At 65.2% G+C, this 16,124-nt stretch carries 10 protein-coding genes; 5 read left to right on the top strand and 5 right to left on the bottom strand.

From position 1 onward, the window contains the following. Positions 1 to 67 precede the first annotated feature (67 nt). Positions 68 to 1,216, top strand: coding sequence for an acyl-CoA dehydrogenase family protein (locus ACZK3J_RS14885; protein WP_049400221.1), 1,149 nt, complete (start codon positions 68 to 70; stop codon positions 1,214 to 1,216). A 155-nt stretch (positions 1,217 to 1,371) separates the two neighbouring features. Beyond that, complete coding sequence (locus ACZK3J_RS14880; RefSeq protein ID WP_080355173.1) at positions 1,372 to 1,635, top strand: hypothetical protein; 264 nt, start codon at positions 1,372 to 1,374, stop codon at positions 1,633 to 1,635. Between the two features lie 135 nt (positions 1,636 to 1,770). Here the strand turns inward: ACZK3J_RS14880 and ACZK3J_RS14875 are convergent. From ACZK3J_RS14875 to ACZK3J_RS14860, 4 genes are all read right to left on the bottom strand, one after another. Further along, positions 1,771 to 3,005, bottom strand: a protein-coding gene (locus ACZK3J_RS14875) for an IS3 family transposase (protein ID WP_223224739.1) whose coding sequence is annotated in 2 segments (ribosomal slippage) — positions 1,771 to 2,654 and positions 2,654 to 3,005 — 1,236 coding nt in all. Because the reading frame shifts where the segments join, the coding sequence is not laid out codon by codon here. Between the two features lie 112 nt (positions 3,006 to 3,117). Beyond that, the gene (locus tag ACZK3J_RS14870) at positions 3,118 to 6,291 is read right to left on the bottom strand and encodes a multidrug efflux RND transporter permease subunit (protein WP_478476026.1); all 3,174 of its coding nucleotides are present in this window, start codon (positions 6,289 to 6,291) and stop codon (positions 3,118 to 3,120) included. A gap of 15 nt (positions 6,292 to 6,306) precedes the next feature. Beyond that, the gene (locus ACZK3J_RS14865; protein WP_414577605.1) at positions 6,307 to 7,551 is read right to left on the bottom strand and encodes an efflux RND transporter periplasmic adaptor subunit; all 1,245 of its coding nucleotides are present in this window, start codon (positions 7,549 to 7,551) and stop codon (positions 6,307 to 6,309) included. Next, on the bottom strand, positions 7,551 to 8,207 hold the full coding sequence (locus ACZK3J_RS14860; protein WP_032127669.1) for a TetR/AcrR family transcriptional regulator: 657 nt from the start codon (positions 8,205 to 8,207) through the stop codon (positions 7,551 to 7,553). Before ACZK3J_RS14860 ends, ACZK3J_RS14865 begins: the two co-directional genes overlap by 1 nt. Before the next feature lie 250 nt (positions 8,208 to 8,457). On the opposite strand from ACZK3J_RS14860, the gene ACZK3J_RS14855 reads away from it, so the two are divergent. The 3 genes from ACZK3J_RS14855 (at position 8,458) to ACZK3J_RS14845 (ending at position 15,408) form a co-directional block, all read left to right on the top strand. Continuing rightward, positions 8,458 to 13,434, top strand: coding sequence for an NAD-glutamate dehydrogenase (locus tag ACZK3J_RS14855; protein ID WP_149909403.1), 4,977 nt, complete (start codon positions 8,458 to 8,460; stop codon positions 13,432 to 13,434). Between the two features lie 208 nt (positions 13,435 to 13,642). Continuing rightward, a complete protein-coding gene (locus tag ACZK3J_RS14850; RefSeq protein WP_006376667.1) occupies positions 13,643 to 14,416 on the top strand; it encodes an NAD kinase in 774 nt (257 codons plus the stop codon). 47 nt (positions 14,417 to 14,463) lie between these two features. Continuing rightward, positions 14,464 to 15,408, top strand: a complete 945-nt coding sequence (locus tag ACZK3J_RS14845; protein ID WP_005417414.1) for a 5'-nucleotidase — start codon at positions 14,464 to 14,466, stop codon at positions 15,406 to 15,408. A gap of 129 nt (positions 15,409 to 15,537) precedes the next feature. On the opposite strand, the gene ACZK3J_RS14840 is transcribed toward ACZK3J_RS14845, so the two are convergent. After that, positions 15,538 to 16,089, bottom strand: coding sequence for a DUF2939 domain-containing protein (locus tag ACZK3J_RS14840; RefSeq protein WP_071227460.1), 552 nt, complete (start codon positions 16,087 to 16,089; stop codon positions 15,538 to 15,540). Positions 16,090 to 16,124 lie beyond the last annotated feature (35 nt).

Below are 16,124 nucleotides of genomic sequence, written 5' to 3'. Positions count from 1 at the left end.
CCGGTACAATCGAGGCACCTGGGCGCGCGGTGCGCGGCCCATAACTTCATGTACCCGGGAGGGTGTTGTGGATTTCAGCTTTACTGAAGAGCAGTTGATGCTGCAGGACGTGGCGCGGCGCATCGCGCAGGAAAAGATCGCCCCCAGCGCGGAGCACCATGACCGCACCGGCGAGTTCCCGCTGGACAACATCCGCCTGCTGGGCGAAAACGGCTTGATGGGCATCGAAGTGCCGACCGAATACGGTGGCGCGGGCATGGACCCGGTGGCGTACGTGTTGGCGATGGTGGAGGTCGCCGCCGCCGACGCAGCCCATTCGACCATCATGTCGGTCAACAACTCGCTGTTCTGCAACGGCATCCTCACCCACGGTACCGAGGAACAGAAGCAGAAGTATGTGCGTGCCATCGCCGAAGGCGAGGCCATCGGCGCGTTCGCGCTGACCGAGCCGCAGTCCGGTTCGGACGCCACGGCCATGCGCTGCCGCGCGGTGAAGCAGGCCGATGGCACCTTCGTCATCAACGGCAAGAAGAGCTGGATCACCTCCGGCCCGGTGGCCAAGTACATCGTGCTGTTCGCAATGAGCGAGCCGGACAAAGGCGCGCGCGGCATCACCGCCTTCATCATCGATACCGACAAGGCGGGCTTCGGTCGTGGCAAGACCGAGCCCAAGCTCGGCATCCGTGCCTCGGCCACCTGCGAGATCGAGTTCAACGATTACGTGGCACAGGCCGAAGACGTGCTGGGCCAGGAAGGCGAGGGCTTCAAGATCGCGATGAGCGTGCTCGATGCCGGCCGCATCGGTATCGCCTCGCAGGCCATCGGCATCGCCCGTGCCGCCTATGAAGCGACCCTGGCGTACGTGAAGGAGCGCAAGGCGTTCGGCGCGGCCATCGGTACCTTCCAGATGACCCAGGCCAAGATCGCCGACATGAAGTGCAAGCTGGACGCAGCGCTGCTGCTGACCCTGCGCGCGGCATGGGTGAAGGGCCAGGGCAAGCGCTTCAGCACCGAAGCAGCGGTGGCCAAGCTGACCGCCTCGGAAGCGGCGATGTGGATCACTCACCAGGCCGTGCAGATTCATGGCGGCATGGGGTATTCGAAGGAAATGCCGCTGGAGCGCTACTTCCGTGATGCCAAGATCACCGAGATCTACGAGGGCACCTCGGAAATCCAGCGCCTGGTGATCGCCCGCAACGAGACCGGACTGCGCTGAGTTCGACCGGCCGCGCCGCTGCAACGGCGGCGCGGCCAGTAGATCCACGCCATGCGTGGATACACGGTCTTCTTGGCCGAGCCATACCCGATCTGGTCCAATGCAAGCCGGTTTTTACGCGGTCTGCAAAGATGATCTATCGAGGTTGGGGATTCATGACGCTGGTGACGCCGATTGCAGCCATCCTGCTGCTGGCGTACTTCTTTCCGCATGAAGGCTCCAGGGGCAACACGCCGCTGCCCCAGGTTCTGTTGGGTGCAGGCATCGGCGCAGCGGTGAACGTATTGCTGGGTTTGTGGCTCAACCGTGCGCCCCGGCAGAAGGGTATGGCTGCACCCCATCATTTCTTCTTTGTGCCGATGCAATGGGCTGCATTGGCTCTCGTGGTGGTATGCGTGGTGGTTGCGCTGCTGCGCTGAGACGCCGGCTTGGCATGCGCCAACCTTGGTTGGCATGGATCCAGCGGCGCCAACCAAGGTCGGCGACTACCGGCTTCATGGCACTGACTCGTCCTGCCATAGGTTGACACCGATGGGTGGATGGTCCGGCCGCCGTCAGGCGGCCAAAGACGCCCGATGCATCGCATCGGGCGTCTGCATTTTAAGGGACAGGTGGGGGCGCTCAGCGTTGTAGATGTCTACGGCCTCAGCCACCATCTGGCGGGCTTGCCCCAGGTCCCGTGGGCGATGAAGCAGGAACTCGCACTTGAGGATCCCGTTGACTCGCTCTGCCAGAGCGTTCTGATAGCAGTCGTAGCCGTCGGTCATCGAGCAGGTCAGGCCGTGCCGCGCATGGATCTTCTGGTAGTAATCCGAGCAGTACTGGATTCCACGATCAGAGTGATGGATCAGCTTCTGCGGTGTCTTTCTCCCTTTCAGCGCCATCTCCAGCGCCTGAGCTACCTGCTCTGTCTGTAGCGTTTCGTGCACGCTCCAGCCCACGATCTTGCGCGACCAGGCATCGGTGACCAGGCTCAGATACACGAACTTCCCCTGCGTCGGCAGATAGGTGATGTCCGCCACCCACACCTGCTCGCTACCGGTTGGTATTACGCATCCTTGGCCAGGTTTGAGCAGATTCGGATGCCTGCGAAAGCGATGATGGCTGTCGGTAGTCTTGTGATAAGCCCGACGTTTCGGTACCAGCAGGCGCGCTTCCCGAAGTACGTCAAACAACCGGTCACGCCCCATGGTGATTCCCGCCGCCTGCAGCTTCGGTCCGATCAAATGGTGCAACTTGCGCGTCCCGATCCGTGGCTGCCGCACGCGGCAATCGCTCACCAGCGCCAGTGCTTTGGTCTCGCTGGCGCGTCGTCGTTGATGCCGGCACCCCGCTTGATAGAACGCCTGTCGACTGATGCCGAAATGGCGGCAAGCCCTTGCCACGCTTACGCCTTTGAGGCGCCCTTGCGTGAGGACTTGCCTGAAGGCTTTTTTACGATGCGCACCCCGTAATCCTCTTTGAGGACATCCACGATGGCTTCGAAAAGCTGTGCTTTCTCGTTGGCCTCCCGCAACTGGACCTGCAGGGCCTTGATCTGTTGTTCCGGCGTCAGCGGCGTGGCCGGTCCACTTTTGGGAGAAGTCGTCATGGGGGCAGATGATGCACCACCTGACCAATCCTGCCGACCATGGCGGCGAAGCCACTTCAGAACCGTGCTGCTACCTTGGATACCGTATCGCTCCTGAGCCTTCTTATAGGTCAGTTCTCCACGCTCGACCTGATCGACCACGGACAACTTGAAGGCCAGCGAGTAATCCCGCTGACTGCGCCTGATTGTTGATTTCATTGAACATTCCTTTTCCAGAGGGAAAAGGTGTCAACCCAATTCAGGACGGGTCACACGAATGAAAAAGGCCCCGGATCGCTCCGGGGCCTTTTCGTTTCAACTCACCGCCGGATCAACGATCCGGGCGGTGCGCGGCTTCCGCGTCGCGCTGGCGCTCCATGAATTCCTTGGAGGACTCATCCAGCTTGTCACCCAGCATGCGGCGCACGACCACGAAGAACACCGGGATCATCAGCAGGCCGAGCAGGGTGGCGAACAGCATGCCGCCGATCACGCCGGTGCCGATGGCGTGGCGGGAGTTGGCGCCGGCGCCGGTGGAGATCGCCATCGGGATCACGCCCATGATGAACGCGAACGAGGTCATCAGGATCGGTCGGAAACGCAGGCGTGCCGCCTCGATGGTGGCATCGCGCAGGGTCTTGCCTGCTGCGCGCTGCTCCACCGCGAACTCCACGATCAGGATCGCGTTCTTGGCGGCCAGGCCGATCACGGTGATCAGGCCGATCTTGAAGAACAGATCGTTCGGCAGGCCACGCAGCATCGACAGGCCGAGGGCGCCAAGCACGCCAAGCGGCACCACCAACAGCACCGCCACCGGGATCGACCAGCTTTCATACAACGCGGCCAGGCACAGGAACACCACCACGATCGACAGCACCAGCAGCAGCGTCGCCGCGTTGCCGGCCAGGATTTCCTGGTAGGACATGCCCGACCAGTCGTAGCCGAAGCCAGCCGGCAGATCGTCGTTGACGATGCCTTCCATGGTCTGCATCGCCTCACCCGAGCTGGTGCCCGGTGCCTGCGAGCCGACGATGTTGATCGCCGAGTAGCCGTTGTAGCGGCTCAGCGACGGCGGTGCCGACACCCATTCGGACTTGACCACCGTATTGAGCGGGATCATCGAACTGGTGCCATCGGCGTTCTTGGTCAGGCTGGAGGGGCTGTAGAAGCTCTTCAGCGATTCCTGGCCGGTGCGGTACGGACCATCGGCCTGCATGGTCACGCGCTTGATGCGGCCTTCGTAGAAGAAGTCGTTCACGTACACCGGGGCCAGCATCAGCTGGATGGTGCTGTACACGTCCGACACCGACATGCCCATCGACTGCGCCTGCACGCGGTCGACATGCAGCTGCAGCTGCGGGGCGTTTTCCAGGCCGTTCGGGCGTACGCCCACCAGATGATCGGGCTTCTGCGCAGCCTGGCCAAGCAGGATGTTGCGCGCCTGGGTCAGCTGCTCGTAGCCGGCACCGCTGCGGTCCTGCAGCCACATGTCGAAGCCGCCGAACTGGCCGAGGCCCTGCACGGTGGGCAGGTTGACCACGAAGATCTGCGCTTCCTTGATGCCGTAGAACGCGCCGTTCATGTTCTGGATGAACTCGGGCGCGGTGAACTTGCGTTCCTCCCATGGCTTCAGGCGGATGAAGCCCATGCCCACGTTCTCGCCGGAACCGACGAAGCTGAAACCGGCCACCTGCAGCATGCCTTCATAGCCATCCTGCTTTTCCAGGATGCCACGCATCTGCGCGAACACTTCGTTGGTCTGGCCCTTGGTCGAGCCCGGCGGCAACTGCACGATCGCCAGCGCATAGCCCTGGTCTTCTTCCGGCAGGAAGCTGCCCGGCATGCGGGTGAACAGGAAGCCGCACAGTGCGGTCAGCACCACGAACAGGATCATCCAGCGCGGTGCATGGCGCACCGCCGAAGTGATGTGCCCCACATAGGTATGGCTGATCTTGTCGTAGTACTTGTTGAAGGTGCGGTAGATGATGTTCGGGTTGTCGTTGTGCGTCGGCTGGAGGAAGGTCGCGCACAGCGCCGGGGTGAAGCCCAGAGCCAGGAACGCCGAGAACGCCATCGAGATGGCGATGGTCAGCGCGAACTGCTTGTAGATCTCACCGGCGGCGCCGCCCTGCAGGGCGGACGGGATGAACACCGCGGCCAGTACGACGGTGATCGCCACCACCGCGCCGGTGATCTGGGTCATCGCCTTCTGCGTGGCCGGCTTCGGCGCCAGGCCTTCCTCGGTCATGATGCGTTCGACGTTCTCGATCACCACGATCGCGTCATCGACCACGATGCCGATCGCCAGCACCATCGCGAACAGGGTCAGCTGGTTGATCGTGAAGCCGATCATCCACATGCCCAGGAAGGTGCCGAGCAGGGCCACCGGGATGACCAGGGTCGGGATCAGCGTGGCGCGGAAGTTCTGCAGGAAGATCAGCATCACCAGGAACACCAGGAACACTGCTTCAAACAGTGTCTTGACCACTTCCTGGATGGAGATCTTGACGAAGGTGGTGCTGTCGTACGGCGAGAACCAGGTCACCCCGGACGGGAAGCTGGGCTGCAGCTCGTCCATCTTGGCGCGCACCGCATCGGCCACGTTCAGGGCGTTGGCGCCCGGTAGCAGCTGGATGGCGAAGGCACCGGTCGGCTTGCCGTTGTACTGGGTGTCGAAACCGTAGTTGTTGGCACCGAAGGCAACGCGGGCGATGTCCTTCATCAGCACCCGCGAACCGTCCGGATTTGCCCGCAGGATGATGTTCTCGAACTCCTGCGGCGAACTGAAGCGGCCTTCAGCCGAGACCGTGGCGGTGAAGTGCTGGCCTTCCGGCGACGGGTCCGAACCCAGCGCACCGGCAGCGAACTGCACGTTCTGCGCACGCACCGCGGCGAGCACCTGGCTGGCCGACAGGCCATAACCCTGCATCTTCTCCGGGTTGAGCCAGATGTTCATGGCGTACTCGGAACCGAACTGCTGGGTGCTGCCGACGCCGGGAATACGCGAGACCTGATCGAGCACGCGCGAACCGACGATGTCGTTCAGGGCGTCACGGTTGATGGCCGGCGTATCGGACTGCAGCGCGATCACCATCAGGAAGCCGGCGTTGGCCTTGGCCACCACCACGCCCTGCTGGGTCACTTCCGAAGGCAGGCGTGGCGTGGCCAGCGAGACCTTGTTCTGCACCTGCACCTGGGCGATGTCCGGATCGGTACCGGTCTCGAAGGTCAGGGTGATCTGCGCACGGCCGTTGGAGGCGGACGAGGAGCTGAAGTACAGCAGGTGATCGATACCGGTCAGCTGCTGCTCGATCACCTGGGTGACCGATTTCTCGGTGGTGTCCGCACTGGCGCCCGGGTAGGTCGCCGAGACGGTGACCTGCGGCGGGGCGATGTTGGGATAGGACTCCACGCCCAGGTTGAGGATCGCGATCACGCCGCTGAGCGAGATCAGGATCGCAACCACCCAGGCGAAGACTGGATGTTCGATGAAAAATTTAGGCATGACGGAAGGTTCCCGTTACTGCTTGTTCGAATCGTTGGCGGCCGGCTTGGCCGCGTCGGCCGGTGCCTTGCCTGCGGCCGGTGCTGCGCCCGCCGGAGCGGCGCCGCCTGCGGCAGGCTTGCCGTTGGCGTCCTGCCCCGGGGTCCACGGCTTGGCCACCGCCGGTGCACCTTCCTTGACCTTCTGCACGCCGGCCACGATCACCTTGTCACCGGCGGCCAGGCCGTCGCTGACCAGCCAGTTGCCGTTCTGCGCGCCATCGGTCTTCACGTTCTTGCGCACCACCTTGCCGTCGGCACCGACCACCATCACGTAGCCGCCGGTGGTGTCGCGCAGCAGCGCCTGCTGCGGCACCAGGTAGGCGTTGTTGCGCTCGCCGAGGTTGGCCTGGAAGCTGACGAAGGCGCCGGGCAGCAGGATCTGCTGCGGGTTCGGCAGCAGCGCACGCAGCGACACCGCGCCGGTGGCCGGGTCGACCGTGGTCGAAGAAAAGTCCAGCGTGCCCGGCTCGCTGTAGGTGCTGCCGTCGGCCAGCTTGACGTTGACCGTGGCCTTGCCGTCACCGGACAGCGCCAGCGCACCCTTGGCCTGCTGCGCGCGCAGCTGGGTCAACTCGTCCACGCTCAGCGAGAAGTTCACGTACAGCGGGTCGAGCTGGTCGACAGTGGTCAGCAGGGTCACATCGCCCTGGCCGACCAGTGCGCCTTCGGTGACCTGCTGCTTGTTGGCCACACCGCTGATCGGCGCGGTCACTTCGGTATAACCCAGGCTGATGCGCGAAGAGGTCACCGCCGCTTCGGCCTGCTTGACCGCGGCCAGCGCGGTGCGCTCGGCCGATTCGGCGTTGTCCAGGTCGGATTTGGAGACGAACTGCTGCGGCGCCAGCGAACGCGCGCGGTCCGCGGCCACCTTGGCATTGGCGTAGGTGGCGCGGGCCGAGGCCAGCTGGGCCTCGGAGGCATTGAGCGAAGCACGCAGCGGCGCCGGGTCGATCAGGAACAGGGGCTGGCCCTGCTTGACCTGCGAGCCTTCCTGGTAGACGCGCTTGAGCAGTACGCCCGGCACGCGCGCGCGGACGTCGGCGCTGCGGAACGGCGACAGGCGGCCGACCAGCTCACGCTGCAGCGGCAGGGTCTGCGGCTTGGCGTCGATCACGCCCACCTCCGGCGGCGGGGGCGTCTGCTGTTCCGGCTTCTTGCAGGCAGCCAGCGCGACAGCAACGGCGCACGTCAAGGCAAGGGTGCGGAGTGGGGCGGTCATCAGGAGGAACTCCGGGGTTGGTTTGAAGACGGGGCCGCCGACGGCTGAGGCGCGAAGGCGCGCAGGAAGCTGTCGACGGAGAACTCTGCCCAGCGCCGACGCAGCTGCGCGTCATCACGATGGGGGGTATGGAAACGCTGTTTGTCGAAATCCTGACCGGCGATCATGCTCAGCAGCAGTTCGGCCATGAAGTGCGGGTCGTCATGCCGGAGCTGGCCACGCATGCAAACGGTTTCAATCCATTCAGCAAGATGAAGCGTCAGCGCGCCGGCGCCATGCCGGTACAGCGTACGCGCCTCTTCGGGAAACTGGGCCGCGTCGGCGGCGATCAGCCGACAGGCCTGCCCTACGTGCGGTTGGTTGAAATGCTCCAGGAAGTCGGTGGCGAACTGGAGCAGGCTGGCACGCAGGTCGTCAGTGCGGAGTGCACGAACCATGGCTCCGGTAGCGTGGCCGACATGGCGCTGCATCACCCGGCGCAGCAGTTCCTGCTTGTTGCCGTAGCGCGAGTACAGGGTCTGCTTGGAGCAGCCGGCATGCTGGGCCACCGCGTCCATGCTCATCTGCATGCCCTGCTGGGCCAACAGCTCGCGCACGGCATCGAACACGCGCTCATCGCGTGCGTCGAGGGCAACGGGGAGGTAGGCCGGGTTCACGCGGTGGACTATACCGTCCAGTTCAGGATTGTGGAATCGAATCGGCGTCGCCGCGTGTGTCTTCCGGTAACACGCTTTGCCGATCCTGTCGGCAGTGCTGAAGCGCGCACCAGCACCATGCCGGTGCGAACTGAATAGGCGTCTAAACCGCAGCAAACCCGAATCTGGTTATTCCGTCCTGCAGCAAGGCCTTTTCGTGCGGTAGGGCTACAATTTCATTTTCCCAACTGAGCAAGCGCATCGCTCTGCCATGAAACCGCAAAAAACCGCAGCCAAGACCGTGAAAAACAAGACCAAACCAGCAGAGTCGGAGGTCGCAGTGACCGCTGGTTTCTCCCTGGAGCCGGTGTACACGGCATTGCGCAAGCGTTACCCCGCGGCCGCACAGGCCGAAGCGGTGGCCTTCGCCACTGACTTCTACAAGCGCATGGAGTCGGACGAGTTCCCGCACCACAGCGCTGAAGAGTGGGCCGCTCTCGCGGCTGAGACGCTGGAATTCGCCCGTGCCCGCAAGGCCGGCAAGGCCAACGTCCGCGTGTTCAATCCGACCGCGAAGGCCAACGGTTGGGAATCGCCGCACACCGTGCTGCAGATCGTCAACGACGACATGCCATTCCTGGTCGACACCGTCACCATGTCGCTGGCCGAACAGGGCGTGGGTGTTCACGTGTTGGGCCACCCGGTGCTGCGCTTCACCCGCGACAAGGCCGGCAAGCTGGTCAAGGTCGGCGAGGGTGATGCCGAGTCGGTGATGCTGCTGGAGATCGACCGCCAGCCGGCCGAAGCCATGGCGGCCATCGAGCAGGCCATCAGCAAGGCGCTGGACGAAGTGCGTGCGATCGTGCGCGACTGGCAGCCGATGAAGGACAAGGCGCTGGCGCTGGCCGACGACCTGGGCAGCCGCCAGCTGCCGGTCGACGACGCGTCGCGCAAGGAAGCACAGGAATTCCTGCGCTGGGCCGCCGACAACCACTTCACCTTCTTCGGCTACCGCGAGTACCGCGTCGAGAAGCAGGGCAAGGAAGAGGTGCTGGCGCCGCTGAACGACACCGGCCTGGGCCTGATGCGCGGCAAGGACAAGTCCGCCGCACGTCCGGTCAAGACCCTGGCCGCGCAGGGCCTGAACACCACGTCCGGGCTGAAGGACGCGCTGATCCTGACCAAGACCAATGCCCGTTCGCGCGTGCACCGCGCCGGCTACATGGACTACATCGGCGTGCTGGAATTCGACGCCAAGGGCAAGATCATCGGCGAGCAGCGCTTCCTCGGCCTGTTCACCTCCAGCGCCTACAACCGTCGCCCGTGGGAAATCCCGCTGGTGCGCCAGCGCCACGAGCACGTGATGAAGCAGTCGGGCCTGGCCTCGGCCAGCCACAGCGGCAAGGCCCTGCGCCACATCCTGGAAACCCTGCCGCGCGAAGAACTGTTCCAGTCCAGCGAGGACGAACTGTTCCGCACTGCCATGGGCGTGCTGGGCCTGCAGGAGCGCGTGCGCAGCCGCCTGTTCCTGCGCCGCGACAAGTACAGCCGTTTCATCTCCGCGCTGGTCTACCTGCCGCGTGAGCGCTTCAACACCGACGTGCGCCTGCGCATCGAAGCGATGCTGAAGGACGCGCTGCACGGCGAGTACGTCGACAGCTCGGTGGTACTGGGTGAATCGCCGCTGGCCCAGGTGCACCTGATCGTGCGCCCGAAGCCGGGCGAAATGCTGGACGTCGATACCGCCGAACTGGAGCAGAAGCTGGCCCAGGTGCTGCGCAACTGGCAGGACGACCTGCGCGAAGCGCTGGTGACCCGCCATGGCGAAACCGAAGGCCTGCGCATCGCTGCCCGCATCGGCAAGGCACTGCCGGCCGGCTACATCGAAGACAACAGCACCGCCGTTGCCGCCAACGATGTCAGCCAGCTCGATGCCCTGACCGGCCCGGACGACCTGCGCCTGAGCCTGCAGGCCGTGCCGCGCGAAAGCGGCGATGGCCTGCGCCTGAAGCTGTATCGCCAGCTGGACGACATTCCGCTGTCGGACGCGCTGCCGATGATGGAAAACATGGGCCTGCGCGTGATCGCCGAGCGTCCGTACCGCCTGTCGGTCGACAACGCGCCGGTGTACGTGCAGGACTTCGAGGTCGAGTCGACCGCCGGCGCGATCGATGCCGCCAGCGTCGATGAAGCCTTCGGCGAGACCTTCGCCCGCGTCTGGCATGGCGATGCCGAGAACGACGGCTTCAACCGCCTGGTGCTGGCTGCCGGCCTGCACTGGCGCCAGGTCGCCATGCTGCGCGGCTACTGCAAGTACCTGCTGCAGACCGGCGTGCCGTTCTCGCAGGCCTACGTGGAAGGCACCTTCGCGCGCTACCCGCTGCTGGCCCGCCTGCTGGTCGAGCTGTTCGAAGCCCGCTTCGACCCGGCTACCGGCCATGAGAGCAAGGACGATATCGCCGCCGGCCAGGCCCAGCTGAAGGCCCACTTCGATGTGCTGGCTGCTGGCGACGACGCCACCCTGAAGGTGCTCAAGACCGTGGTCGACGCCCGCAAGGGTGACCGCGACGCGCAGATGCAGGCCGCGCGCGATGCGCTGCTGAAGCTGATGGACCGCGTGTCGAGCCTGGACGAGGACCGCATCCTGCGCTCGTTCATGGGCGTGATCGATGCGACCCTGCGTACCAGCTACTACCAGACCGATGCCAACGGCCAGCACGGCCATGTCATCAGCTTCAAGTTCGATTCGGCGCTGGTGCCGGACCTGCCGAAGCCGCGCCCGTACCGCGAAATCTTCGTCTACGGCCCGCGCGTGGAAGGTACCCACCTGCGCTTCGGCGCGGTCGCCCGTGGTGGCCTGCGCTGGTCGGACCGTCGCGAAGACTTCCGTACCGAAGTACTGGGCCTGGTCAAGGCGCAGATGGTCAAGAACACCGTCATCGTGCCGGTCGGCGCGAAGGGCGGCTTCTTCGCCAAGACCCCGCCGGTGAACGGCGACCGCGACGCGATCTTCGCCAACGGCGTGGCCTGCTACAAGCTGTTCATCCAGGGCCTGCTGGACATCACCGACAACATCGTCAACAACAAGATCGTGCCGCCGGTGGATGTCGTGCGCCACGACATGGACGATCCGTACCTGGTGGTGGCTGCCGACAAGGGCACCGCGACCTTCTCCGACATTGCCAACGGCCTGGCCATCGCGCACGGCTTCTGGATGGGCGATGCCTTCGCCTCCGGTGGTTCGGTGGGTTACGACCACAAGGGCATGGGCATCACCGCACGCGGTGCGTGGGAGTCGGTCAAGCGCCACTTCCGTGCGCTGGGCCGTGACAGCCAGAGCCAGGACTTCACCGCAGTCGGCGTCGGCGACATGTCCGGCGACGTGTTCGGCAACGGCATGCTGCTGTCGCGCCACATCCGCCTGGTCGCTGCGTTCGATCATCGCCACATCTTCCTGGACCCGAACCCGGATGCAGCCACCACGTTCGTCGAACGTGAGCGCCTGTTCACCGTGCCGCGTTCGAGCTGGGCGGACTACGATGCCAAGCTGATCAGCAAGGGCGGCGGCGTGTACCCGCGCAGCCTGAAGTCGATCGAGATCACCCCGCAGGTGCGTGAAGTGCTGGGCCTGGACGAGAACGTCAAGGCGCTGTCGCCGAACGACCTGATGAGCGCGATCCTGAAGGCACCGGTCGACCTGCTGTGGAACGGCGGCATCGGTACCTACGTCAAGGCCGCCAGCGAGCAGCACAGCGATGTCGGCGACCGCGCCAACAACGCGCTGCGCGTGAACGGTGGCGAGCTGCGCTGCAAGGTGGTGGGCGAGGGCGGCAACCTGGGCATGACCCAGCTGGGCCGCATCGAAGCCGCCCAGGCCGGCGTGCTGCTCAACACCGACTTCATCGACAACTCGGCCGGTGTCGACACCTCCGACCACGAAGTCAACATCAAGATCCTGCTCAACGATGTGGTGCGGGCGAAGAAGCTGACCGTCGAGCAGCGCAACAAGCTGCTGGCCTCGATGACCGATGAAGTCGCCGAGCTGGTGCTCAACGACAACTACCGCCAGAACCAGGCGCTGAGCCTGATGGAGCGGATGGCGGTCAAGCGCCTGGGTTCCAAGCAGCACTTCATCCGTACCCTGGAGCAGCAGGGCCTGCTTGATCGCCAGATCGAGTTCCTGCCGTCCGATGCCGAGCTGTCGCAGCGCAAGGCACGCGGCCAGGGCCTGACCCGTCCGGAGTTGTCGGTGCTGCTGTCCTATTCCAAGCTGGTGGCGTTCGCCCAGCTGCTGGATTCGGACATTCCGGAAGATCCGTACCTGTCCAAGGAGCTGCAGCGCTACTTCCCGACCCCGCTGCAGAAGAAGTACGCCGACGCAATGGAGCGTCACCGCCTGAAGCGCGAAATCATCGCCACGGCCGTGACCAACCAGACCATCAACCGCATGGGCGCCACCTTCCTGATGCGCATGCAGGAAGACACCGGCCGTTCCATCGCCGAGGTCGCCAAGGCCTACACCATCAGCCGTGAAACGCTGGATGCGCGTGCGCTGTGGGCACAGATCGATGCCCTCGACGGCAAGGTGCCGGAGTCGGTGCAGATCGATGCACTGGAAGTGATCTGGAAGCTGCAGCGCTCGTTCGTGCGCTGGCTGCTGTCGCGCCCGGGCGCGATGCCGGGCATCACCGAAGCGGTCAACCGCTACCAGGGGCCGTTCAACGACATCCGCGTTGCTTCGGGTGTGCTGCCGGATTCGCAGCGTCCGACCTACGAAGCCCTGGTGGCCGAGTGGAAGGAAAAGGGCCTGCCGTCCGCGCTGGCGCAGCAGCTGGCCGAACTGCACTTCCTGGAGCCGGCGTTCGACATCATCGAACTGGCCCGCACCCGCAAGCTGAAGCCGGTGGACGTGTCCAAGGTTCACTTCCGCTTGGGCGACGCCCTGCAGCTGCCGTGGCTGTTCGAGCAGGTCGACGCGCTGGAGGTCAATGGCCGTTGGCACGCCGTGGCACGTGGCGTGCTGCGTGACGAGCTGGCCGCCAACCACCGCAACCTGGCGGGCCAGGTGCTGGGCACCAAGGGCAGCAGTGCTGAAGCGAAGGTGGCGGCCTGGATGGGTCGCGACGACAACAGCCTGCGCTTCACCCTGGCGATGCTGGCCGAACTGGCCGAGCAGAAGACCCTGGACTACCCGACCGTCTCGGTCGCGGTGCAGCGCCTGGGCCAGCTGGCTGCACATGGTGCGTAAGTGATGTACCGCCGGGTTATGCCCGGCGTGTGTTGAACAGAACGGCCCCGCGAAAGCGGGGCCGTCTTGTTTTGCGGCGCATGCCTGGGACGGGTAGTGCCGGCCGCTGGCCGGCAACCCCATGGGCCTCCCCGCAGATAGGCGGTTGCCGGCCAGCGGCCGGCACTACCGGGTATGCTCTTGCTGGCACACCCACCCGGATCCACCGATGAGCGACACCCCCCGCATCGCTTTCCTGGCCAGCACCACCGAGCCCGCGCAGATGGCCCGCGCCGCGATGGTCTCGCGCTATGGCGATCACGCGCCGGAGCAGGCGGACGTGCTGTGCCCGCTGGGCGGCGACGGTTTCATGCTGCAGACCCTGCATCGGCACGGGCACCTGGGAAAACCGGTGTTCGGCATGAAACTGGGCACCGTCGGCTTCCTGATGAACCAGTACCGCGGCGACGACGACGTGCAGGCCCGCATTGCCCGTGCCGAACCGGCCAACCTGCGCCCGCTGGAAATGGTGGCGCTGACCGAGTCGGGCACCAGTACTGGTTCGCTGGCCTACAACGATGTGTCGCTGCTGCGCCAAACCCGGCAGGCGGCGCATATCGGCATCGACCTCAACGGCCAGGAACGTGTGGCCGAACTGATCGGAGACGGCGTGCTGGTGGCCACCCCGGCAGGCAGTACCGCCTACAACTATTCCGCGCACGGACCGGTGCTGCCGCTGGGCTCGCATACCATCGCGCTGACGCCGCTGGCCCCTTACCGGCCGCGACGCTGGCGCGGGGCGATCCTCAAGGCCGACACCGAGGTGCGTTTCCGCGTGCTTGATCCGTACAAGCGCCCGGTCAGTGTTACAGCGGATTCGCACGAGACCCGCGACGTGGTCGAGGTGACCATCCGCGAGTCGAAGGACCGCCGCGTGACCCTGCTGTTCGACCCGGAGCACAACCTGGAAGACCGGATCCTGAGCGAACAGTTCGTTTTTTGACGACAATAGGCGGCCGGCCCCGCCGACCGCTTGAAGGACCCCCACCGATGGGCGACAACTCCCCCCGTTTGCTGACCGTCGCGGTGACCTCGCGCGCCCTGTTCGACCTCGAGGAAAGCCATGCGCTGTTCGAGAGCGATGGCGTGGCGGCCTATGCCGAATTCCAGCGCCAGCACGAGGACGATATCCTCGGGCCCGGCGTGGCCTTCCCGGTGGTGCGCAAGTTGCTGGCGCTGAATCAGGGCGCCAGCCCGGAGAACCCGCGGGTCGAGGTGATCCTGCTGTCGCGCAATTCGGCCGATACCGGCCTGCGCATCTTCAATTCGATCCAGCACTACGGCCTGGGCATCATCCGCGCAACGTTCACCGCCGGCGAGCCGACCTGGCCGTACGTGAAGCCATTCGGCACCGACCTGTTCCTGTCGGCCAACCCCGAATCGGTGCGCAGCGCGCTGCGCCATGGCATCGCGGCGGCGACCATCCTGCCCAAGCCGCCGGGCGAGACCGCCGCTGCGGCGGCCGACCAGATCGATACCGGTCGCCCGGCCGGCCAGCTGCGCATCGCCTTTGACGGTGACGCCGTGATCTTCGGCGACGAGAGTGAGCGCATTTCGCGCGAGCAGGGCGTGGAAGCCTTTGGCCGCCACGAACGCGAGCGCGCCCGCGAGCCGCTCAGCGGCGGGCCGTTCCGTGGCTTCCTGTCGGCGTTGCACACGCTGCAGGAAGTGTTCCCGGCCGGCGACAGTGCGCCGATCCGTACCGCGCTGGTCACCGCGCGATCGGCACCGGCGCACGAACGGGTGATCCGCACCCTGCGTGAGTGGGGTGTGCGCCTGGACGAAGCGCTGTTCCTCGGTGGCCGCCACAAGGGCCCGTTCCTGCAGGCGTTCGGCGCCGACATCTTCTTCGATGATTCGCAGCACAACATCGACAGCGCCCGAGAGCATGTAGCCGCCGGCCACGTACCGCATGGCGTTGCCAACGAAGGATAGGGTCTGGTAGTTGCCAACCTTGGTTGGCGCCGTCCTGGATCCATGCCCACCAAGGTGGGCATCTACCAGAGCGCTGTACCCCGGTAGTCGCCAACCTTGGTTGGCATTGCCGTCAGGCCACGGGTCCGGTCACGGGCTGCCGGACATCCCCAGCTGCAGGTCCACCACCTTCCAGCGCAGGCCCTGCGGTTCCAGCACCACCTTCATCGGCGGCTGGCCGGGGCCGCGATCGACATCGATCACGAAGCGGTCCAGCGCTTCGAAATGATGTTCGGCATGCTTCAGCGGCCGTGCGGGTTCGGTCGCGCCGAAGGCATCGCCGCCCTGCAGTTCATTGCGGCCGCGCTTCCACAGCACGTGACCCTGCAGCATCGCGCCGATCCCGGTCGGGGTCACCATGGTGTCCACCGCGGCACCACCAAGCTGGTCGCCCAGCCCGTACAGCAGGGCACCGAACGGGCTGGCCGCCACATCCGGGCCGGCCTGGCGCACCAGATAGTCATTGAGCTGCGCGCGCAGGCTGCTGCGCACGCGCGGGAAATCGACGTAACGCTCCAGGCGCGCGGTGTCGCGTTGCTCAATGGCCTTGGACAGGCCATTGACGGTCATGTACGGGCCGCCGAACCACCAGGCGGCCAAGGCCAGGACCAGCAGCCCAACGAGTGCGGTGAGTTTCTTCATGCCGCCCAGACTGCCGCAACCGCAGCAGCATGGGG

This window comes from Stenotrophomonas sp. 86428_Sma (genome assembly GCF_056481585.1).
This window is presented reverse-complemented; position numbering and strand designations above follow the sequence as displayed.